This window comes from Paenibacillus sp. FSL H8-0283, from assembly GCF_045040675.1.
Lineage (GTDB): Bacteria > Bacillota > Bacilli > Paenibacillales > Paenibacillaceae > Paenibacillus > Paenibacillus amylolyticus.
In genome coordinates this window covers 5,453,764-5,475,696 of record NZ_CP150295.1, presented here as the reverse complement: position 1 = coordinate 5,475,696, position 21,933 = coordinate 5,453,764, and the positions used below count along the sequence as shown (strand labels likewise).

Genomic DNA, 21,933 nt, shown 5'->3' with positions numbered 1-21,933 from the left:
TATAGATACCGACCGTTGGTATGTATAAGGAGGAACTTATGGCCAGAAATAAATATCCTGAGCAGACACTGGACCTGATTCTGACTGTCTCAACTCAAATGTTTACCGAAAAGGGATATGAAAAAACCAGTATTCAAGACATTATAGATGAATTAGGTATGTCCAAAGGTGCAATATATCATCATTTCAAATCCAAGGAGGATATCCTTAGTGCTGTGATGGAGAAGGAGCTTGGGCGGGCAGAAGACATGTTTATGGAACTCATCCAGAACACGCATGCTCCGAATGCCAGGCAGAAGCTCATCAGTATTTTGGAAAATATTATCGTTGATCCTGGAATCCAGTCCAACTCAATTGATCAGGTTCTAAGCACTCAGATCAAGAATCCGCAGTTTGTTCTTGGAGGGATCAGAAAAGGTGTTCTGAAGGATGCACGAATTATTTCCAATATTATGGAACAAGGCAAGGAAGATGGGTCCATTTCAGTCGAATATCCGCTGGAGTGTGCTGAAATCTTCATGTTGCTCGTTAATATCTGGATTAACCCTCTTCTTTTTGGCAGAGATCAGGAGCAGACATTGGAAAGGCTTAAGTTTTTGCAACACATGATGAAGCTCTTGGGAGCAGATATCGTTAGCGAACAGCTCATTCAGCGAATTACGAATCGCCATGCCAGCACAGGAGGCTATGCGGAGGCGGAATAAACATATACCTGATTGTTTGAAATGGAGAGGGAAAAGATGTTGAAAAGTAGTGAGCTTGCCATATGCAAGAGCATAGACATTGATCAACCCATTCATGATATACAGTTAAATTGGTTGTCAGGAGATATCAGAGTTCTTCCGAGTGTGGATGAACTGATTCACGTTATGCAATATGCGGATGTGTGCTTTTCCAAGCGAAGGCTGATGCAAGTTAACATACGAGGGGATACCTTAAGCATTGTGGACGGGAGAAAAAGGAGAGGCCTCGTTGGAATAAATATTGCTAGAACAGCATTGGAGATTCAGCTTCCTGATCGGGTTTTTGATCGTATTTTACTAAACTCCACAGGAGGACAACTCCGGTTGAATCGGCTTCTGGCCACTCGCTGTCAATGTAAGATCACCTCAGGTAGTGTAGACCTATCAGGGAGGATGGATGAGCTTGAACTGTGCGCATTGGCATCGATAGTGAAAGGACAGCACCTTAGTGCAGATAAATTCAATCTTCAATCCAGTTCAGCCAAGATCGACATATCAGGGGAATTCCGTCACTTGCAGTATACAACTACAGGCAGAGGATTGAATATGGATTGTCTCAAGATGCCGGAGAGCTTGCATTCCGTATCCACAGGATCAAAAGTAGTGGTTTCCATTCCAGATAACGAAGGTTTCCGAATTTTACTTAAAAGAAGATCAGGAGCGTTAAAAAGCGAATTTGATTTGACTCCCCTTCATGGAGACAGCAACTGTCTAATACACAAAAGTGGAAAAAGTGAATTCCAAGTGGATATTCGAGGAGGAGCTTTTCATCTAAAATCCAGGAAATGAGAGACTGTTCGTGTGTACTGAAAACAAAGGGGGCGGTAGGTATAATGGCTGGTTGGATTGTAGGGATTAGTTTCTCCACCATCGTACTGCTAATCGGGATTTACGGCGCATTAAACAGCAGGAGCAGGCAGGCCAGAAACAAGTGGGCCTGGTGGTTTATTCTGTTTGGTTGTTGTGCGCTTGTCAGTGCCATCATTAATTATCAATTCAGATGAGCCTCATATATTACAAAAGTAAGCCTACAAAAACGGATGTGGCTTTCAATTGCCCTATGTGATATAGTAAGTATCCTTTTGTATTGCCAGATCTAGGCGATGCAGAGCAAAACATATTCTTAGGAGGTAACTGAAACATGTCAGACAGCTTTCAAAGTGCCTATCAAGAAGAAGAGTACAGGTTAGAGCGAACGATGGAGGAAGTGGATAGTCAGCTGGAACGACTGCAGAACATTCCGGTATACACCGGCCACGACTTCACAGAACAAGTGCTGGAAGCTGGACGCGAAGAGCGCCGCACCGCCTTGTCCAAGAGCGCGCAGCAACCCTATTTCGGACGCTTGGATTTCGAAGAACAGGGCAGTGGTGCACGGAAACCGCTGTATATTGGCAAAATTGGCGTAGACCGCGAAGAGGTGGGAGAGCATCCGCTCGTCATCGACTGGCGTGCTCCTGTCGCAAGCCTGTTTTACTCATTTACGGGAGGGGAAGCCTCCGCTACGTATGAAGCCCCGGAAGGGCTTATTGAAGGTCTCGTATATCTGAAACGAAACGTTGTCATTCGGCAGCGGATATTGGAACGTGTGGCGGATACATATAACCGTGACAGCGACCAGCCAGCGGTATCTGATGAATTCCTCGTTTATCGTTTGGGAGAGAACAAGGATAACAAACTGCGTGATATCGTATCTACGATTCAAGCGGAGCAGGATCTGATTATTCGTGCGGCGAGAAACACTGCATTGATCATTCAGGGTGTAGCTGGATCCGGGAAAACGACGGTTGCCCTGCATCGGCTTGCCTTTTTGCTATATCAGTACAAGGAGCAGGTATCTGCAGAGAAAATGGTTATTTTTGCGCCCAACCACATGTTTCTGGATTACATCTCGGATGTGCTTCCGGAACTTGGAGTAGGGGACATTCAACAGCGGACATTCCCGGATTGGGCGATGAACCTGCTGGGGCTGGATATGCCTTTGGCGAATACGTCGGATACATTGAACACCTGGTTCGAAAAACCTGATGCACGACCTGAATTGAATGATGATGTACCTGGGCGTTACAAAGGATCCATCCGTTTCATGGAGCTTATTCGAGAATGGTTGTCGGGGATGGAAGCGGATTCCGTACCGGATATGGACTTCAGTCCATGGGATGGTAAGGTGCTCAGCAAGACGGAGATCGAGAACTGGTTCGGTGAGGAATACAAACATTATCCACTGGCCAAACGCAAAGAACGGGTCATGGCGCGGGTTCACCGCTGGATTGAGATGGAACTTAAGAAACCGATGCCAGAAGCTGTGCGCAAAGAACGCAAGAAAAAAGCGTCTACTCGTGAGAAAGCTTATGCCAAAAAATGGCCTCAATACGAGCCGCTTACGTTATACAAACAGCTGTTCAAAGCTGGAAAGGGCGGCTCTGTGCCAGCCTCGCTCAGCGGGCTGATTCCAAAACTAGTCATGAAACAAACGGCAACAGATCTGAAACAGGATATCGTCCGTGAAGAGGATCTGCCTGCATTGGTATACATTCATACATTGGTCCATGATATCGAGGGCTCGGAGCGGTTTGATCATATTGTGATCGATGAAGCGCAGGACTTTTCCCCTTTTCATGTGGCGTTATTGGATCAGTTCGTCAAAGGGCATTCCTTCACCATACTGGGTGACTTGTCTCAAGGCATTCATGAGTACCGTGGTGTTCATGCGTGGGAAGAGATGAGTTCTTTATTTCCTGAGGAACAGAATGCATACTTTGCATTGACCCGAAGTTATCGTTCAACGATGGAAATTATCGATTATGCCAACACGATTCTGGAACGTGGTGTCAAGAGCGGGATTACGGCGATTCCTGTTTTCCGTAGTGGTGATCCGGTTCGGACGTTGGCTTATGGAGGCGACGGGCGGACGGCGAGTCTGGAGCAGGCTTTGAAGCTGTTAACGGTCAAAGACTACCGAACGGTCTCCATCCTGACTCGTACACTGCATGAAGCAGAGGAACTTCACCGTGACCTACAGGCCGCAGGCTGGGATCTAAACTTGATCGATGGTGGCAAAAAGCAGTACACAGGTGGGCACTCCGTTTTACCGGTCTATCTGTCTAAAGGGTTGGAGTTTGATGCCGTTATTGTGGCAGACGTAGATCAGAAGCATTATTTGCCAAATGCAGGTGATGCAAAGCTGTTGTACGTTGGTTGTACACGGGCCTTGCACGAATTGTGGTTGTTCCATGACGGTGAACTGCCGATCTATGCGGCTGCAACACATAATCCCGATGGCGAGTCCGTAACCATTCAGGGTTGGCCAGAGCTTGGCTAGATAAAGTTTATTTATACAGAAAAAGGCATGACGTTTATGGAGAGTCCCATAAGCGCATGCCTTTTTTGCTTTTGTGCGAGAAATGATTAATCTTCCAAGGAAGAACGATGGGGGAGTTCAAGTTTATGTTACGCTATTTCTCATTCTGGATGAGCGACGGTTCACCAGGAATATGCCAACACCAATAAATAAACCGCCTGCTAATGCAAACCACTGAACGTGCTCTCCTAGTAAAATCCAACTCGATAGTACACCAAAGAACGGAGCCAGAAACAGATACGAACTGGTTTGGGCTGGGTCACTATTCTGAAGCAGATAAAACCAGAGTGAGAACTGAATGATGGAGCAAATAAGCGTTAACCAGAGCAGCGCCATAACCGAGGTGGTATTGATCGTAAAGTGAGGCTGTTCAGTCCATACGCTCAGCAGAAGCAACGCAGCACCTCCAGCAAGCATCTGATAGGCTGTTAAGACAAAAGTATCGTAGCCATTGCCCCAGCGTTTGATGAGCAATGTGGACACGGCAAAGGAGATCGCTCCACCAAATCCAATCCAGGTTCCGGGGCTAAAGCTCATTTGCATTCCAAAGGTTAACATAATCCCGATGAAACCGAGTATAACACCGATCCACTGACTGAAACGGTAGGTCACTCTATATAAGAGAGCACTGAGGATAATGACCAGTAGCGGATTGGTAAACGTAATAATGGCGGATTCACCGGATGTAATCCAGTTCATGCTGTAGTAGGCGCAGCCCATCACTCCTGCGGATTGGAACAGGCCAATAAGGATTATTTTCAACCAAGACTGCCATCCAGTAGGCAAAGGACGTTTACGAAGGAACAAGGCCATCAAGCCACCTGCCAGTATATAACGTATGCCCATGAGCAGGAAAGGTGGGGCATATAACATGCCGATCTTGCCAACTGGAAAAGAAGTGCCCATGATTAACGTTGTCAAAATGATCAATAATGTATATTTCAATGGTTTGATGATCCGGGTATCTTTATCATGACTGGAGCTCATAACGTCTGTCCGCTATCTACAGTAATTAGTTGCCCGGTCATGGATTGCTGTTCCAGGGCAGCACAGATCATGTGTGCGATATCTTCAGGTGAGGCAATATGCTGTAATAACACTTCTCCACCGAGACGATACATTCGCTCCTCGTTTCCAGCCCACCACCTTGTAGCAACTGCGCCAGGGACGATAGCATTCACCCGAATGTGTGGTGAGAGTGCGTGCGCAAGTGATAAGGTCAGCCCATGAACTGCCGCTTTGGAGACGGCGTAAGGGAGGCAGGAGCCCGAGCCCGTACTGCCTGCGATGCTGCCCAGATTTACGATAGAACCACCGCCAGCCTGTCTCATGCCTTCCGTCACTGCACGAGCGCAATGAAACATGCCTTTCACATTCACATCAAGCAGCTCATTCCAGATGTCATCTGTAACAGACTCCAGATCGTGCATGGGGATATGGTGCGTGATTCCAGCGTTATTTACAAGTGAAGTGATCGGGCCATAGGTTTCAGTTATTGTAGTGACCATTCGCCGGACATCAAGATCATTGGCAACATTAGCTTGAACGGCGAATGCATGGCCTCCCGTATCCAAAATGTGTTGAACAGTCTCGTTTGCTGCATCTTGTGAGCGGGAATAGTTGACAGCGACCAAGGCTCCGCGTTCAGCGAGCAACTCACTTACAGCACGTCCTATACCTGTTCCACCACCTGTGATCAGAGCAACTCTATTTTTCCAGTATGTCATGCTGAACACTCCTTATCATCATCCAGTCAGATGACTGGTTTGGGATCTACATGAATTGTAGTCCGGTTTACACATGAAGTATAATGATTGGTAATGAAGCGGATATCATTTTGAATGATGTCAGAGTGGGGGGACCATGGAGAGCGGGGATCTTAGAATATTTCAGTGTGTTGCACAGGAAGGGAATCTGACCAAAGCTGCTTCTAAACTGGGGTATGTTCAATCCAACGTAACGGCACGAATCCGGCATCTGGAAGCAGAAGTAGGTACAACGTTGTTCATTCGTCATAACCGAGGTATGACGTTATCTCCAGCCGGAGAAATGTTGCTGACCTACGCAGATAAAATTATTGGTTTGCTGAATGATGCTTCCAAGGCACTTCGGGCGACGAGCACACCATCGGGTCCAATGCGAATAGGGTCTACACAAACTGCAGCGGCCGTGCGACTACCTGAACTTTTCGTCAGATATTATAAACAGTATCCAGATGTCTCCTTGTCACTGGTTACTGGCAATTCGCAGATGCTTATGGATCAGGTTATTGGGTATGAATTGGAGGGAGCGTTTATAGGCTGTCCCTGTGATCATCCTGATATCGTTTCTATTCCCGTATTTGATGAGGAACTATTTGTTGTCTGTTCTGGTATGGGTCCTACGGATGAAGATCTTAAGAGTAAACCCATTCTTGTCTACAGCATGGGGTGTTCCTATCGTCAGGTTTTGGAGGAATGGTTAGAGGTGGGTGGTGTTACCCGCCCAGTAATTATGGAATTCGGAACCCTTGAAGCGATTATTAGTGGAGTTACGTCCGGTATGGGAATTTCCTTATTACCAGAGATTGTGATTAGGCATCAGATCAAAAATGGATTATTGCGCACGCATACACTCCCCGTAGGTATGAATCGCATGATGACTCATTTTATTACTCGCAAGGATGCCTTTGTCAGCAGTGCACTTCATGCATTTATGGCTATGTTACCGCGAGAGTATGATATGATAGAGAGTGGAGAACCATCTGAAGTGTAATAGTATTCAAGGCAAGGCAATCCGTTAAGGAAGTGATGAGCAATGGATTTATTTTCGTTTCAACAGGACTCAAAACCACAAGCTAGATTGCTCGCGGACCGCTTGCGGCCAGAGCATCTGGATGAATATATTGGACAGGAACATATTATTGGACCGGGGAAATTACTCCGGCGCGCCATCGAGGCTGATCAGATTTCGTCAATCTTGTTATACGGCCCGCCGGGATGTGGCAAGACTACCTTGGCACATATTATTTCTCAGCAAACGCAAGGACAGTTCGTACGTCTGAATGCAGTGGAAGCTTCCGTTAAGGATGTGCGTGAAGTCATCGAACAGGCGCAAACGAACAAACAGCTGTATGGAACCAAAACCATTCTGTTCCTCGACGAGGTACATCGATTTAACAGTTCACGTCAGGATGCGCTATTGCCAGCGGTAGAGAAGGGCACGATTATTTTTATCGGCGCGACAACAGAGAATCCCTTTCATTATGTCAATGGAGCCTTGATGAGTCGCTCCACCCTGTTCCAGCTGGAATCGCTGAACAAGGATCATTCCCTAATTGCAATGCGCAGAGCATTGAGTGATGTGGACAAAGGTCTGGGGTTCATGGAACTACAGGCGGACGATGAGGCGCTAGAGCATATTGCCACGATGGCCAACGGAGATATTCGGCGTGCGCTTAATGCGCTTGAACTGGCTGCGTTGACCACGCCACCGGAGAAGGATGGGGCCATTCATATCACGCTTGGTGTAGCTGAAGAGTCTATTCGGCGCCCCATTGTGAAGGCAGATGAATCCACACAGTATGATGTGCTGTCTGCATTTCACAAGAGTATTCGGGGTTCCAGTGATGCGGCGTTGTTTTGGTTTCTATACGCGGTGGAGAAGCTCGGCATGGACCCGATGACCTTCATTCGGCGTCTGATTGCAGCGAGCAGTGAAGATATTGGACTTGCGAACCCGCAAGCCATGACTCAGGCGATTGGAGCACTTGATGCGTACCGAAATAACGGCTGGCCCGAAGCCAAGCTGAACATTGCACAAGCGATTCTGTTCGCGGTCGAAAGCCCAAAATCAAATGCGGTGTACACCGCCATTTCCAAAGCCATGAACGCGATTGATGAGGTGAAATCGGCAGAAGTTCCGCTTCACTTGAGAGATACGCATTACTCGGGTGCCGTGAAGCTTGGACATGAGGGTTATCAATATCCACACAACTATCCGGGGCATTACGTGAAACAAGAATATTTGCCAAAGCAGCTCTCACGGAGAGTATTCTATGAGGCAACGGAGCAGGGTAACGAATCGAAGATCAGGCTGAACCAACAGCGGCGCAGGGAATTTTAAGGACAGACAGATCATCCGGGAGATGCACAAAACATGAAAGAGCTTTTGTATATAGGGGCGGGTGGATTTCTCGGTACATTGACCCGATATGCCATACAGTTAGCGATACCAACTGTCCATGGGGGATTCCCATGGGCAGTGCTGTTAATCAATGCGATTGGCAGCCTTTTTTTGGGTTGGTTCTTTACCATAGCTGTTCCAGGCAAAATAACACCACAACTTCGACTGGCGATTGGTACAGGTTTTACTGGCGCATTTACGACATTCTCCACGTTTACGCTTGATATTGTTCGTTTATCCGAAGGGGGCGAATGGATCAGTGCCGCTATTTATATGATCGTGAGTCTGTTGGCAGGATTGTTGCTCTGTGCGCTGGGAATGAGCCTTGGACATCGTATGTTGGGAGCACAAAGACAAGAGGGTGATGCCTCATGATCCTGTGGATTGGTTTTGCAGGTGTGCTGGGTGCGGTACTGCGTTACAGTCTGGGAAAATGGGTCTCTGGCTTGCTGGGAATGGCCTTTCCATGGGGAACATGGATCATCAACATCAGTGGTTCACTGTTGCTTGGGTTGTTATATGGGTGGCATGTATCTGCAATGATCTCAGATGGAATCTGGTTGATGTGGGGAACCGGATTTTGCGGTGCGTACACGACGTTCTCTACCTTTGGTTATGAGACGTTAGGGCTTATGGGTCGACAACGATACGCAAGCGCGGCGCTCTACGTTGTCAGTTCGGTTCTAGTTGGGGTGTTGGCCGCCTGGGCAGGGGTCTGGTTGACTGCATAACGAACTATTTTTAATTTTTTTGCAAAAATAAGCAGGAAAAAAGCCATCCTTCATGGTATACATGAAAGACGGCTTTTTTAATAGGGATACACGGTATTGTGTATAATCCGCATTTTAATGGACAAGCTCTATTATTGCATTGCGGGTACAGGTACTTTTTGCACCTGATCGATCGTACCCCCACCCAGGCAGACCTCTCCGTCGTAGAAAACAACGGCTTGTCCTGGCGTGATGGCTTTTTGCTGCTGGTCAAATTGTACATCCACACTTCCATCTTCCTGCCAGGTCAATGTTACACCTTGATCCGGCTGACGATAGCGGAATTTGGCAGTACAACGGTATGGCACATTAGGCATGTGCTCTGCACCAGCAATCCAGTTCACACCCGTTGCGGTAAGACCAGTGGAGTACAGGCTTGCATGGGCATCGCCCTGAACAACAAGCAGTTGATTCTTCTCCAGGTTCTTGTCTGCAACGAACCAGGGTTCACCATTGCCGGAACCACCAATGCCAAGACCTTGGCGCTGTCCAAGTGTGTAGTACATCAGACCGTCATGACGACCTTTGACTTCACCGGTTGCGATATCAACCATGTCTCCACCTTTGGCAGGCAGATAGTTACTCAGGAACTCTTTGAAATTACGCTCACCGATGAAGCAGACACCTGTGCTGTCTTTTTTCTTGGCAGTATACAAACCAGCCGCTTCTGCGATTTTGCGTACTTCCGGTTTGGGCAGATGACCAATCGGGAACATGGCTTTGGACAGCTGGTTCTGATTGAGTGCGTTAAGGAAATACGTTTGATCCTTATTGTTGTCCACACCACGAAGCAACTTGAGTGTGCCATCTTCTTCAATCAGACGAGCATAGTGTCCTGTAGCTACATAATCTGCGCCGAGATCCAGAGCTTTGTTCAGGAATTCACCAAATTTGATCTCACGATTACACATGACATCCGGATTTGGCGTGCGGCCCGACTTATATTCATCAAGGAAATAGGTAAATACTTTATCAAAATATTCTTTCTCGAAGTTGACAGTGTAGTAAGGAATGCCGATCTGTTCACATACGCGGCGTACATCCTCTGAATCTTCTTCAGCGGTACAGTGGCCGAACTCGTCGGTGTCATCCCAGTTTTTCATGAAAATGCCGATGACATCGTACCCTTGCTCTTTCAGCAACAGTGCGGTAACGGAAGAATCGACACCTCCGGACATGCCAACGACGACCCGTGTATTTTCAATTGTTTTGGACATCGTTATCACCATTTCTATATATAAATGTGTTTCGTTTCTTATTCTAGCATAACCGGACTCAAGATACGATACACCCGGCCAATTTTGGATAGTGTCCACCACAGACGCACATTTTGGAATATCGTCAATCTTTCTTTTCCATAAAGCATGCAGATATGTTAACATTAGCTGAGGGTTATGATCGGAATACGGAGGATTAGAAGGTTTATGCTAATCTCAATGCATCTCCGCTGTGGATAGATCGTGAAACAGACGGTCATGGACCATAGGATTAAATATAAAGTTTCCAATCGTTTCTGAAAATTGAAAGAGGTGACTCCTTTGAAAATATCGACAAAAGGCCGTTACGGCCTCACAATCATGATGGAGCTTGCTGCCAGAATAGGCGAAGGCCCTACATCACTTAAAAGCATTGCTGAGCGCAACCAGCTTTCGGAGCATTACCTGGAGCAACTGATCGCTCCACTACGTAATGCAGGACTGGTGAAAAGCATTAGAGGTGCTTACGGCGGTTATATCCTTGCGGGTGATCCTGCAACCGTGACTGCAGGCGATGTAATCCGTGTACTGGAAGGGCCAATCTCTCCAGTAGATTTCACAGAGGAAGATGATCCGGCGAAACGTGATCTGTGGTTGCGTATTCGTGATGGCATTGCGGAAGTGTTGGATTCCACAACACTGAAAGACCTGATTACCTTCCAGGATCAGGACAAAAAAGACAGCTACATGTTTTACATTTAAGATCATTAATTCGCATCACAGAAGATACAATAAAGCCCCCAACTTGGGGGCTTTAGACATGCCAATGGGTACTTTGTTCTGTTCTTCAATTTCTACGGATTATTTTAATTGAGTAGGGCTATGTATTCAGCCGTGGGATTTACAAGATGGTCTAGTGTGAACTTAACTGGATCACTTGTAAATCAGCGACCTTTTAAGGTTTCTATATCAGCTTCCATGCGTAACTGACGGCGATTCAAAATATCAATGCTGTGCTGATGGGTATTCAATTCGGTAGTTACTTTGCGTTCAGAGGCGGAGTGGGAAGCGTCAAGACGTTTCGTAACGGTTAGTGTTTCCAGAACAGCTTGTTGAAGAAGCGGAATGTTTTTAGTTTGTTCCTCTATGGTGTCCAATCTGCCATCCATGGTATTCAGTCTGTCATCGACAGTGTCTAGTCTGTTCTCTACGGCACCGAGCCTCTCTTCCATAACATCGAGTCGGTGGTTTATTTTTCCAAGATGTCCATCAATACTGTCGAATCGTTTGTCCATTTGTTGAAGCTGATTCAGAATCTGCCCGAGAATGGGATCACTCATGTCTCTCTCTCCTTTTTGAAATGGATATATAACATTATACACGAAGATGTGACAATAGAGCATCCGTTTCAGTTTCCAATTTTGACAGTTTGCCATGAGATAGAAATTTAACATATAACGGGGTGAAGATAAATGAAACGAATTTATTTGGATCACGCCGCATCGACACCTATGCATCCACAAGTCGCAGAAGCGATGATGAACGTCATGACAGGACAATTTGGCAATGCATCAAGTATCCATGCCTTTGGGCGTGAGGCCAAACGGACTGTCAGCGGAGCAAGGGATGTCATTGCGGCGTCTTTGGGCTGTTTCCCGGACGAATTGGTATTCACCGGAGGTGGCACGGAGAGCGACAATCTGGCAATCTTTGGAGCAGTGGCATCCAGGCAGGATAAGGGGAAACACGTCATTACGAGCGCAATTGAGCACCATGCTGTCTTGCATACGTGTCAGGAATTGGAGCGGCAAGGTTATGAAGTAACCTATCTATCTGTGGATCGTCATGGACGAATAAATCTGGATGAGTTGCAAGAGGCCATTCGGCCGGATACGGTGCTGATTACCATGATGTATGCCAACAATGAAGTAGGCACGATTCAGCCGATCCGTGAGGTGGGTGAGCTTGCCCGTCAGCATAATATCCTATTCCATACCGATGCAGTTCAGGCTCTGGGTAGCCAGAATATTTCCTGTAAGGAACTTCCTGTGGATCTGATCAGCTTCTCTGCGCATAAAATCAACGGACCTCAGGGCGTGGGTGCACTCTATGTACGGCGAGGAATTGTGCTGGAAGCAAGAGCTCACGGTGGGTTGCAAGAGCGTCAGCGTCGCGCTGGTACGGAAAATATCGCAGGTATTACCGGATTTGCAGAGGCTCTCAAGATTGCATCAGCACAGACGGAGGCGCATCGTCAGCATGATTTGGAATTGCGTAAACTTTTGTTAGAACAGCTTGAAATTCATGTGGGGACGGAGCACTTTCACGTGAATGGACACCTGGAGCATACGCTGCCAAACATCCTGAATATCAGCTTTCCGGAAGTGTCCACAGAGACGATGTTAATGAATCTGGATATGGAAGGGATTGCTGTTGCAAGCGGTTCTGCCTGCACTTCCGGTTCACTTGAAGTCTCTCATGTGCTCAAAGCGATGAAATTGCCTGAAACATTTTTACACTCTGCGATTCGATTTAGCTGGGGATTGGGTAATACTACGGAAGAAATCATGATAACCGCCGAAAAAATTGGAACCATTCTTGGACGACTGCGTAATAGACCCTAAGGGGAACTTTACACATGGAACAGAAGGAGGGAAGAAGTTCCATTTCATCGGTTGGATAGAAGCGGTTTTGATGATCGGCGTCTGATTGCCACTCATCAACTTTGGGCATACCTAGCAATAGCGCCGCGCCTATTTAATGATAAGAAGATGAGGGGGACCCAGCGATGAAGCTTCAGGAAATGATCGGACTTGCCGTTTTTGATGTTGAGGACGGGAAGCAGGTCGGTAAAATCCAGGATTTCATTGTGAATGATGATTGGGAGATCGAAGGCATTGAGCTTGAGAACAAAGGTCTGTTTACCAATCATGTCAAAATCGTGCAGTGGCAAGATATCGTTGCCTACGGCGAAGATGCCGTCATGATCCGTAATCAACAGGCTGTCCGCAAGACGGGAGCCGACGACATAAAATACACGTACCTCCTCGGTCGGTCTAAATTGAAGGAGATGTCCGTGCTCACCGAAGAAGGTTTGCTGCTTGGGCGTGTCTCCGATGTTTATTTTGACCAAGAGTTGGGAAATACAATAATAGGGATTGAAATTACGGACGGTTTTGTGTCCGATCTGATCGAGGGCCGCAAATGGCTGCCATGTACAAGCGATATGTCCATCGGGGAAAGTGCCATTATGGTTCCGTCTCTGAGTGAACAACGCTTGGAAAATGCCATTCATTCTGTTAATGGATAGGTGAATGAATATGAAATGTCCAAACTGTAGTTCCAAAGATATCGGGAAAATTGGTTCCCACCAGTTTTATTGCTGGGGATGCTTTATTGAATTAACGGTGAACGGTGAGAAAATGTCTGTATATCAGGTGGAAGAAGACGGTACGCTGAGTTCCCTGGATGATCTGTTTTTCGGGGACGAGTTGCCACAAGACTTCCCTCATCTTCACGCTTCTTCTTAATAAGCAGAATAACTTCCTCTATGTGCGGTTTCATGACAATGTCTGTCATGGGAGGCTGTCGCTAATTGTTGGCAGATGTATATAGATGCGGTTACATAGTGGTTCGGCTGGTGTATGGTTGATTATATGCTAACCCGTACTGCAAAATGCGCTTCCTTCTCTGATGAAGGAGGCGTTTTTTTTGGGTTTAAGAAAAAATGTTCGGATTACTCCTTTCCACTTTTGCGCTGTGTTAATAAATATTACCTTTCCTACATATACTGACTCTCAGAGCCAGTCCAAAAGGAGAGATGCAAGTGGAGCAATTAACCAAAAACAAGCTGTTCCGTTACGCGATCTGGCTGCTGCTCGGATTGATCATTTTATATTTTATCTGGCTGCTGCGGCCTTTACTACTTCACATATATGCGTTCCTGAAAACAGTGCTGGCACCCTTTATCGTAGCCCTTATCATATCCTATGTACTTAATCCGATTGTCAGCATGCTGGGAGGGCGCAAGGTGCCGCGTACGATTGCGGTACTACTCATATATGCCTTTTTCCTGACCTGCCTCGGTGTCATTCTGATGAATGTCATTCCGGTATTGATTGAACAGCTAGGGGAACTCAACGAGCATATGCCGGAACTGTCCATGCGTGCCCAGAGCCTGATGAACAATATGGATCACAAATTAATGCCGCCAAGTGTGCGAACAGGCATGAACAGTTGGTTTTTTCAGATGGAGGATCGACTAACTCAGGGAATTACTGTGCTTATGGACAATATCGGGGCGACCATTAATGTGTTATTCAATGTGTTTATCGTGCCATTTCTGATCTTTTATATGTTAAAAGACTTTGAGGTGTTTGAGCGCACCATTGTGGCGTATCTTCCGCGTTCACGTCGGAAAGCGATTGTCTCGGTGATGAAAGAGATCGATACTGCACTGGGGAACTACATTCGGGGACAGTTTATTGTCTGTGTCATTGTTGGTATCTTTGCCTACATTGGTTATATCGTCATTGATATGCCGTATGCCCTGCTACTTGCAAGCATTGTAGCTGTGTTTAACATTGTGCCCTACTTGGGGCCTTTCCTTGGAGCTGCTCCTGCTGTGGTCATGGCATCAACCGTATCGTTTAAAATGGTACTACTTGTTGTCATTGTGAACACACTGTGCCAAGTGTTGGAGAGTAATGTTATTTCTCCTCAGGTGGTGGGACGTACGTTGCATCTGCATCCTCTGTCGATTATATTTGCACTGCTCGTCGGAGGTGAATTGGCAGGCATTGTAGGTTTAATTCTGGCAGTACCCGTTTTTGCCGTGCTGAAGGTGATTGTGCAACACTTTTTCGCCTATTACATCAAACGAAGGACCGACTAATTATCAGGGGTAAAACATCAACGAGGCCGCGTTGACACCCGCTTGTGCTATCGATATAATGAGTGTGTATGTTGAGAACATGAAATCGATGATGAAATAAAGTACGCCGAGGGTTCCTTTCCTCAGAGAATAGACTTCTTCGGATCAGGGTGAGCCTGAACTGATGGCTGGAAGAGTCTTGAAAGATGAAGCGGCGGAAAGCTAATTTCGGAGTGCAGGACAACCCTGCCGGGAGCGACCGTTATTTCGCATGAACGAGGAGATTGTTTGTTTGTCCGGGCAGCAAGGGATAAACAGCAATAACCAGGGTGGTACCGCGATAACATCGTCCCTGATTATTCAGGGGCGTTTTTTGTGTTTATTTTTACAAAAACAATGTTGACCAACCGGAGCGAATACGCAACGGACTATTATAATTTAATGGGGGCATCCAGTATGAAAGCCAGTGAAATCCGGTCCAAATGGATAGAGTTTTTTGCAAGTAAAGGTCACAAAATCGAGCCGAGCGCATCGCTCGTGCCTCACAACGATCCTTCTCTTTTGTGGATCAATGCAGGTATGGCGCCGCTCAAACCATATTTTGACGGACGTGAGAAGCCGGAGAACCCGCGTCTTGCGAACTCCCAAAAATGTATCCGTACCAATGATATCGAGAATGTTGGTAAAACACGTCGTCACCATACGTTCTTCGAAATGCTCGGCAACTTCTCTATTGGAGATTACTTCAAGGAAGAGACCGTAACATGGGCTTGGGAATTCTTGACCAGCAAAGAGTGGATCGGATTCGATCCGGAACGTCTTTCCGTAACGGTATATCCGGAAGATGAAGAAGCTTTCAAACTGTGGAACGAAAAAGTAGGACTGCCTGCTGAGCGTATCATTAAATTGGATGAAAACTTCTGGGATATCGGCGAAGGCCCATGTGGACCTTGTACCGAGATCTTCTATGACCGCGGCGAAGCTTACGGAAACGACATGAGCGATCCTGAAATGTATCCAGGTGGGGAAAACGAACGTTACCTGGAAGTATGGAATCTGGTATTCTCCCAGTTCAACCATAACAAGGACGGCAGCTACACACCGCTTCCTAACAAAAACATTGATACAGGTGCAGGTTTGGAGCGTTTTGCTTCCATTCTGCAAAATGTGGATTCCAACTTCGACACAGACCTGTTCCAACCGATGATTCAAAGAACAGCCGCTCTTGCGGGTGTGAAATATAACGACAGCGTAGAGATTGATGTTGCATTGAAAGTCATTGCCGATCATATCCGTACGGTTGCTTTTGCAGTAGGTGATGGCGTTCTGCCAAGTAATGAAGGACGTGGATATGTCATCCGTCGCTTGCTTCGCCGTGCAGTTCGTTATGGAAAAGTGCTTGGACTTGACCGTCCATTCCTGTATGAATTGACAACAACCGTTGGTGAAGTGATGGGCATGTACTACCCTGAGGTAGTAGACAAACAGGAGTTCATCGCCAAAGTAATCAAAACCGAGGAAGAGCGTTTCCACGAAACACTAACAGATGGTCTGGCTATTCTGGCTGATATCAGCGGCACAGCCAAATCCGAAGGACGCACCGTTATTAGCGGACCTGAAGCTTTCAAGCTGTATGATACGTACGGTTTCCCGTTTGACCTGACAGAAGATTATGCAGCAGAGCATGGTCTGACTGTGGACCGAGAAGGATTTGATGCTTCCATGCAGAAACAACGTGAGCTTGGACGTGCTGGGCGTCAAGAGAACGAGAGCATGAAAGTTCAAGGCGGACCACTTGCTGATCTGGAGGTTAAAAGCGAGTTTGTTGGTTATACTGACCTGTTGACGGAAGCAAAAGTGGTAGCCATCGTAGCCGGTGATGCCCTTGTTGAATCTGTAGGCGAAGGACAGATGTGTCAGGTTGTTCTGGACAAGACTCCGTTCTACGCGGAAAGTGGCGGTCAAGTGAGTGATCAGGGCTTGCTGCGAGGTGCTGGTGTATCAGCGAAAGTACAAGGTTTGTTCAAAGCTCCACTTGGACAACATGTACATCTGGTGAATGTGGAGTCTGGTGAACTGCGTGTAGGCGATGTGATTAATGCCGAAGTAGACTCAGCGAAACGTGGCGACATTATCAAAAACCATACGGCTACCCACTTGCTGCACAAGGCACTCAAAGATGTGCTCGGAACACATGTAAACCAGGCAGGATCGCTCGTAGAGCCACAACGTCTGCGGTTTGACTTCTCTCACTTCGGTAGTATTACGCCGGAAGAGTTGACAGAGATTGAACGTCAGGTGAATGAACAGATCTGGAATCGTCTGAACGTGAACATCGAGCTGAAAGCTATTGATGAAGCTAAAGAAATGGGTGCAATGGCCCTGTTTGGCGAAAAATATGGAGATATTGTACGTGTTGTTCAAGTAGGAGACTACAGTTTGGAACTTTGTGGCGGCTGTCACGTAAATAATACTTCAGAGATTGGAATCTTCAAACTGGTGAGCGAGAGTGGAATTGGCTCCGGCGTACGCCGGATCGAAGCTGTAACTGGCCGCGGCGCATATCTGTATGTGGAAAGCCAGTTGGAACTGCTTAAACAATCAGCAGCACTGCTCAAAGCAAATGTGGCTGATGTACCTAAACGGATTGAAGGTCTGAACCAACAACTGAAAGAAGCAGCCAGAGAGACTGAATCCCTGCAAAGCAAGCTGAGTGCTATGGAAGCGGGTCAATTGACCGATCAAGTGGTACAAGCAGGAAATACACAATTGCTGGCAGCACGCGTAGATGCTCCGAACATGGATGCGCTGCGTACAGTGGCAGATGAGTTGAAAGTAAAATTGCCTAACGCGGTACTCGTATTGGGTGCTCCAGCGGACGGCAAAGTGAATTTTGTTGTAGCAGTACCTGCTGAACAAGTAAAACAAGGATTACACGCAGGCAAAATCGTCAAAGAAGTCGCAGCAGTATGCGGCGGCGGTGGCGGTGGACGTCCAGATATGGCGCAAGCCGGAGGTAAGGATGCGACCAAGCTGGATGAAGCGCTGAAACTGGCGGTTTCGCTGGTTAGCGGGCATAATGCATAAATCCATTGAGCGGCTTTCAATCGTCAAAAAATAAATCGAAATGGTTCTGTTCGTTTATTTTTTGTACCCGAGAGCGTGTGGAATCGAATGATGCAATATGCTGAAGCCAGTAAAGGACAAGCAAAAAACACAATTGCCTTATCCTTTGTTTACTTGTGGCAGTCAGAATATGTTATTATATAAACAGAAATCAATTCGGCAGGACATGGTCCCCATGTTCATGCAGGAGCGAGGTGTCATCAATGGACTCCATGGATAAGACGGTTAAATTTAATGTGAAAGGTGACGAACAGGAAGCATCATCCAAAGAGATTCTTCTCACGGTATATGATGCATTGGTCGATAAGGAGTATAATCCGATCAACCAAATTGTTGGGTATCTGATTTCTGGAGACCCGGCATACATTCCTCGTCACAACAACGCACGTAGTCTGGTCCGTAAAAAGGAGCGCGATGAGCTGATTGAAGAGCTTGTACGTTCCTATCTGGCCAATCACCGGTAATGTACGCCGCTTCCGCTGTGTTGCAGCCTTGCAGGCAGCGGGAAATGAACCGACAGAAGACAGCCTGAAGCTTGAGAAGGCGATTATTTGTAATCGACCTGAGCAGGCCCCAGGATGGGAGAGCATGGATGAAAATATTAGGTTTGGACTATGGGGACCGAAGAATCGGAGTTGCCGCGAGTGACGCCTTCGGTTGGACTGCCCAGGGATTGGAAGTGCTAGAACGTCGCCGTGATGAAGGCGAGTTCGCTCGGATTGCCGAACTTGTGCGTGAGCATGAGATTAGTGAGATCGTAGTCGGACTTCCCAAAAACATGAACGGCACCGTAGGACCGCGCGGTGAGATATGCATTGCTTTTGCCGATCGCCTGCGGGATGAACTGAATTTACCTGTTCACCTTTGGGATGAACGGCTGACAACCATGGCAGCAGAACGTACGCTGATTGAAGCGGATGTCAGTCGGAAAAAACGCAAACAGGTTGTGGACAAAATGGCCGCAAGCTTGATTTTGCAAAATTATTTGGATGCCAATAGTAGAAGGTGAGGGGGATCAACAATGGCTGAAGATCAACTGGGTATGGAAGAAGAAGCGGAAATTATTTACATTGCGGATGACGAGGGTAATGAAGAGGAATTCGAAGTCATTATGAAGTTTGAAGTAGATGGTTCGGAGGCCAAGTACATGATGGTTGCTCCGGTTGAACCTGAAGATGGCGAAACGGATGTATATGCATTCCGTTATGAAGAAGAGGGCGACGATATTAAACTTTTCGTCATCCAAGATGATGCCGAATGGGATATCGTTGAGGAGACGTTTAATACATTTCTTGCTGAAGATGAAGAGGAAGCGAACTAAATGACGGAATATAGCCGCAAAGACCTGAAATGGACAGATTCACTGCGTCTGGCATTCGGTGCTCATGTTGAGCTCGAAGAAGAGAACGGTAAATCACAACCGTATGACTTGTTGGCTGAGTTCGAAGTGAACGGTCAACAGTACGCGGTGCTCCGCAGTTCGTTGCGACCTTATGACGAGGTTGAACTTCTGCGGGTATCACCTGGAAGTGAAGACCAGATCATGCCAGAGTTAGTTACGATCGACGATGACGATGAGTGGGAGAACATCTCGGAACTGTATGATGAGTGTACACTCCCCATTGACGAAGATTAAATCAGCTTCAAATTGAAGAAACCGGGAGGGCGGAGAAGTCCGCTCTTTTTGGTTGTGTAAAGGAGTTGTTTCTTTTTTGAAAGGGAAAGCAATTGTAGTCATACTGCTTATCATTGTAGTTCTTGCCGGAGGCGCAGGCGGTTACGTATGGAGTATGATGCGTCCTGTGGAAGCTTCTACAGAACCGGTCGTATTCGAGATTAAGAGCGGATCGGGAACTTCGAAAATCGCGGATCAGCTTCAAGAAGAAGGCCTCATTCGAAGTGGGTTAACCTTCAAAGGGTATTTAAAGTGGAAGAAACTAGGTTCTAATTTCATGGCGGGTACATATTCAATGAATCCTGGCGTGACATATGATGAGATTGTTAGCAAGCTGAGTAGTGGCGAAGTTGTACCGGAAGAAATGGTGAAATTTACGATTCCGGAGGGTTATAACGTTCTGCAAATGGCGGGTAAGCTTTCTTATGAGCATGTAGTAGATCGGGATGAATTCATCAAGCTGGCCAATGATCCTTCGGCCTTTGATGTAGATATCATCAAAGATATTCCAGTGGATGAAGAACTTCGCTACGTATTGGAAGGGTATCTATTCCCGGAGACGTATGAGCTGAAAAAGGGAAGTTCCACGCATGATGTGATGCAACGGATGCTGGAAGAATTCCAGACCAAGATTAATTCCATTCCTGATTTGGAAGCCAAGCTCCAGGAAAAGAACCTTTCCCTGCATGAACTGCTGACGATCGCGTCACTCGTGGAGAAAGAAGTTGTAGTGGACGAGGAACGTGCTCTGGTTGCAGGTGTAATCTACAATCGGATCAATCAGGATATGAAGCTGGAGATTGATGCTACCGTGCAATATCTGCTCGACAGACCGAAGGAACGATTGTTTTTCAAGGATCTAAAGGTGAAAAGTCCCTATAATACGTATCTGAACAAAGGCTTGCCACCAGGTCCAATTGCCAGTCCAAGTCTTCCGTCCATTGAGGCAGCGCTAAATCCGGAAGCTTCGGAGTATCTGTTCTATGTGACAAAAAAGGATGGCTCGTCTGGACATCTATTTGCCAAAACGTATAAGGAACACCAGCAAAATATAGCCAAAAGTAAGGCTGCGCAATAAGCGGAGGGGATTATATGAGTAAGAAACATGAACTGCTCGTTACAGCAGCGAATGTGAAAGAGGCAGAAGTGCTTCTCCAGGCTGGAGCAGATGCTCTGGTCATTGGAGATGATCGATTCGGCATGCGTCTTCCAGGCAGCTTTAGCGTGGAAGAGACAGCAGAGGTGGTTGCCATTGCAGCCAAACATCAGGCGCGTGTGTATGTATCCATGACTAATCTGATGTCCAACGAACTGTTGAAAGAATTGCCTGAATATGTTCAAGCACTTGGCAGAATCGGTATTGATGGTGTGGAGTTTAATGACCCATCCGTGCTGGCCACCATGAAGGAATACGCTCCACATGTGAAGCTGCACTGGAATGCGGAGATGACTTCAACGAACTATGCGACGGCCAACTATTGGGGAACCAAGGGAGCGAGTCGCGTTGTACTTGCCCGAGAGTTGAATATGGACGAGTTGACGGAAATGGTTCCTTTTCTGAAGGTCGAGGCTCAGGTTCAGGTGCATGGCATGACGAATATTTATCATTCCAAACGCAGTCTGGTGCAAAGTTATATGGCTCATCAAGGACGGCCGGTTGAGGGACATCTGGGCAAAGAACGGGGATTGTTCCTGATCGAGGCTGAACGCCGGGATGAGAAATTCCCGATCTATGAGGATATTAACGGTACACACATTATGAGCTCAGAGGATATATGTATCCTCGAAGATCTTCATCTGTTGATGGAGGCGGGTGTGCACAGTTTCAAAATTGAAGGTATGTTAAAATCACTCACCTACAATGAAGCTGTTGTACGTGCATATCGGACAGCGATTGACAGTTATGTAGCCGATGCTGATGCATATGCGTTCTCTGAAGAGTGGCTCGCTGAGGTGCGGAAGTTACAGGACCCTGAACGTGAATTGTCGTTTGGATTTTTCTATAAAGAACAAGTGTATTAATAG

General features: G+C 46.8%; 24 protein-coding genes. 20 read left to right on the top strand and 4 right to left on the bottom strand.

What is annotated here, in order from left to right; translation table 11 throughout:
- Nucleotides 1-38: 38 nt before the first annotated feature.
- The 4 genes from MHI52_RS24145 (at nucleotide 39) to MHI52_RS24130 (ending at nucleotide 4,065) form a co-directional block, all read left to right on the top strand.
- Nucleotides 39-704 (top strand): TetR/AcrR family transcriptional regulator, encoded by a 666-nt coding sequence (locus tag MHI52_RS24145; RefSeq protein ID WP_127551060.1) that lies wholly within the window; start codon nucleotides 39-41, stop codon nucleotides 702-704.
- A 36-nt stretch (nucleotides 705-740) separates the two neighbouring features.
- On the top strand, nucleotides 741-1,532 hold the full coding sequence (locus tag MHI52_RS24140) for a DUF4097 family beta strand repeat-containing protein (RefSeq protein WP_405157792.1): 792 nt from the start codon (nucleotides 741-743) through the stop codon (nucleotides 1,530-1,532).
- Nucleotides 1,533-1,576: 44 nt separating this feature from the next.
- On the top strand, nucleotides 1,577-1,747 hold the full coding sequence (locus MHI52_RS24135; RefSeq protein ID WP_282320415.1) for a hypothetical protein: 171 nt from the start codon (nucleotides 1,577-1,579) through the stop codon (nucleotides 1,745-1,747).
- Nucleotides 1,748-1,884: 137 nt separating this feature from the next.
- Nucleotides 1,885-4,065, top strand: coding sequence for a HelD family protein (locus MHI52_RS24130; protein WP_405157791.1), 2,181 nt, complete (start codon nucleotides 1,885-1,887; stop codon nucleotides 4,063-4,065).
- 123 nt (nucleotides 4,066-4,188) lie between these two features.
- Here MHI52_RS24130 and MHI52_RS24125 read toward each other — a convergent pair whose 3' ends face one another.
- On the bottom strand, nucleotides 4,189-5,091 hold the full coding sequence (locus MHI52_RS24125) for a DMT family transporter (RefSeq protein ID WP_405157790.1): 903 nt from the start codon (nucleotides 5,089-5,091) through the stop codon (nucleotides 4,189-4,191).
- Nucleotides 5,088-5,831: an SDR family NAD(P)-dependent oxidoreductase gene (locus MHI52_RS24120; protein ID WP_315370458.1), complete on the bottom strand. Its 744-nt coding sequence runs from the start codon at nucleotides 5,829-5,831 to the stop codon at nucleotides 5,088-5,090. The genes MHI52_RS24125 and MHI52_RS24120 overlap by 4 nt, the downstream gene beginning before the upstream one ends.
- A gap of 136 nt (nucleotides 5,832-5,967) precedes the next feature.
- Here MHI52_RS24120 and MHI52_RS24115 point away from each other — a divergent pair, with 136 nt between their 5' ends.
- Genes MHI52_RS24115 through crcB (MHI52_RS24100) form a run of 4 tightly spaced genes read left to right on the top strand, consistent with a single transcriptional unit; the run spans nucleotide 5,968 to nucleotide 8,999 of the window.
- Nucleotides 5,968-6,858, top strand: a complete 891-nt coding sequence (locus MHI52_RS24115; RefSeq protein ID WP_340018315.1) for a LysR family transcriptional regulator — start codon at nucleotides 5,968-5,970, stop codon at nucleotides 6,856-6,858.
- A 42-nt stretch (nucleotides 6,859-6,900) separates the two neighbouring features.
- Nucleotides 6,901-8,208: a replication-associated recombination protein A gene (locus tag MHI52_RS24110; RefSeq protein WP_405157789.1), complete on the top strand. Its 1,308-nt coding sequence runs from the start codon at nucleotides 6,901-6,903 to the stop codon at nucleotides 8,206-8,208.
- A gap of 33 nt (nucleotides 8,209-8,241) precedes the next feature.
- Nucleotides 8,242-8,643, top strand: coding sequence for a fluoride efflux transporter CrcB (gene crcB / locus MHI52_RS24105; protein WP_405157788.1), 402 nt, complete (start codon nucleotides 8,242-8,244; stop codon nucleotides 8,641-8,643).
- Nucleotides 8,640-8,999, top strand: coding sequence for a fluoride efflux transporter CrcB (gene crcB / locus MHI52_RS24100; RefSeq protein ID WP_405157787.1), 360 nt, complete (start codon nucleotides 8,640-8,642; stop codon nucleotides 8,997-8,999). Before crcB (MHI52_RS24105) ends, crcB (MHI52_RS24100) begins: the two co-directional genes overlap by 4 nt.
- 131 nt (nucleotides 9,000-9,130) lie before the next feature.
- Here the strand turns inward: crcB (MHI52_RS24100) and mnmA are convergent, their stop codons facing one another.
- The gene (gene mnmA, locus MHI52_RS24095) at nucleotides 9,131-10,255 is read right to left on the bottom strand and encodes a tRNA 2-thiouridine(34) synthase MnmA (protein ID WP_036616942.1); all 1,125 of its coding nucleotides are present in this window, start codon (nucleotides 10,253-10,255) and stop codon (nucleotides 9,131-9,133) included.
- A gap of 321 nt (nucleotides 10,256-10,576) precedes the next feature.
- On the opposite strand from mnmA, the gene cymR reads away from it, so the two are divergent.
- Complete coding sequence (cymR, locus tag MHI52_RS24090; protein ID WP_017686811.1) at nucleotides 10,577-10,996, top strand: cysteine metabolism transcriptional regulator CymR; 420 nt, start codon at nucleotides 10,577-10,579, stop codon at nucleotides 10,994-10,996.
- 182 nt (nucleotides 10,997-11,178) lie between these two features.
- Here the strand turns inward: cymR and MHI52_RS24085 are convergent, their stop codons facing one another.
- Nucleotides 11,179-11,574, bottom strand: a complete 396-nt coding sequence (locus tag MHI52_RS24085; RefSeq protein ID WP_127551074.1) for a hypothetical protein — start codon at nucleotides 11,572-11,574, stop codon at nucleotides 11,179-11,181.
- Nucleotides 11,575-11,706: 132 nt separating this feature from the next.
- Between MHI52_RS24085 and MHI52_RS24080 the strand changes: the two genes are divergently transcribed.
- From MHI52_RS24080 to MHI52_RS24030, 11 genes are all read left to right on the top strand, one after another.
- Nucleotides 11,707-12,858 carry a cysteine desulfurase family protein gene (locus tag MHI52_RS24080; RefSeq protein WP_405157786.1) on the top strand — a complete coding sequence of 384 codons (1,152 nt, stop codon included), beginning with the start codon at nucleotides 11,707-11,709 and terminating at the stop codon, nucleotides 12,856-12,858.
- Nucleotides 12,859-13,022: 164 nt separating this feature from the next.
- Entirely contained in the window at nucleotides 13,023-13,544 is a 522-nt protein-coding gene (locus tag MHI52_RS24075; RefSeq protein WP_017686814.1) for a PRC-barrel domain-containing protein, read from the top strand.
- A gap of 10 nt (nucleotides 13,545-13,554) precedes the next feature.
- Nucleotides 13,555-13,764 (top strand): hypothetical protein, encoded by a 210-nt coding sequence (locus MHI52_RS24070; RefSeq protein ID WP_017686815.1) that lies wholly within the window; start codon nucleotides 13,555-13,557, stop codon nucleotides 13,762-13,764.
- Nucleotides 13,765-14,060: 296 nt separating this feature from the next.
- Nucleotides 14,061-15,128, top strand: coding sequence for an AI-2E family transporter (locus tag MHI52_RS24065; protein WP_076212453.1), 1,068 nt, complete (start codon nucleotides 14,061-14,063; stop codon nucleotides 15,126-15,128).
- 435 nt (nucleotides 15,129-15,563) lie between these two features.
- On the top strand, nucleotides 15,564-18,194 hold the full coding sequence (gene alaS / locus MHI52_RS24060) for an alanine--tRNA ligase (protein WP_339284014.1): 2,631 nt from the start codon (nucleotides 15,564-15,566) through the stop codon (nucleotides 18,192-18,194).
- Between the two features lie 242 nt (nucleotides 18,195-18,436).
- Nucleotides 18,437-18,697 (top strand): IreB family regulatory phosphoprotein, encoded by a 261-nt coding sequence (locus MHI52_RS24055; RefSeq protein WP_036616950.1) that lies wholly within the window; start codon nucleotides 18,437-18,439, stop codon nucleotides 18,695-18,697.
- Nucleotides 18,698-18,825: 128 nt separating this feature from the next.
- On the top strand, nucleotides 18,826-19,242 hold the full coding sequence (gene ruvX, locus MHI52_RS24050) for a Holliday junction resolvase RuvX (RefSeq protein ID WP_036616953.1): 417 nt from the start codon (nucleotides 18,826-18,828) through the stop codon (nucleotides 19,240-19,242).
- A gap of 12 nt (nucleotides 19,243-19,254) precedes the next feature.
- Entirely contained in the window at nucleotides 19,255-19,554 is a 300-nt protein-coding gene (locus tag MHI52_RS24045) for a DUF1292 domain-containing protein (RefSeq protein WP_017686820.1), read from the top strand.
- On the top strand, nucleotides 19,555-19,869 hold the full coding sequence (locus MHI52_RS24040; protein ID WP_047844066.1) for a DUF1292 domain-containing protein: 315 nt from the start codon (nucleotides 19,555-19,557) through the stop codon (nucleotides 19,867-19,869).
- A 76-nt stretch (nucleotides 19,870-19,945) separates the two neighbouring features.
- A complete protein-coding gene (gene mltG / locus MHI52_RS24035; protein ID WP_235193974.1) occupies nucleotides 19,946-20,986 on the top strand; it encodes an endolytic transglycosylase MltG in 1,041 nt (346 codons plus the stop codon).
- Nucleotides 20,987-21,000: 14 nt separating this feature from the next.
- Nucleotides 21,001-21,930 carry a peptidase U32 family protein gene (locus MHI52_RS24030; protein WP_036616959.1) on the top strand — a complete coding sequence of 310 codons (930 nt, stop codon included), beginning with the start codon at nucleotides 21,001-21,003 and terminating at the stop codon, nucleotides 21,928-21,930.
- The last annotated feature ends 3 nt before the right edge of the window (nucleotides 21,931-21,933 follow it).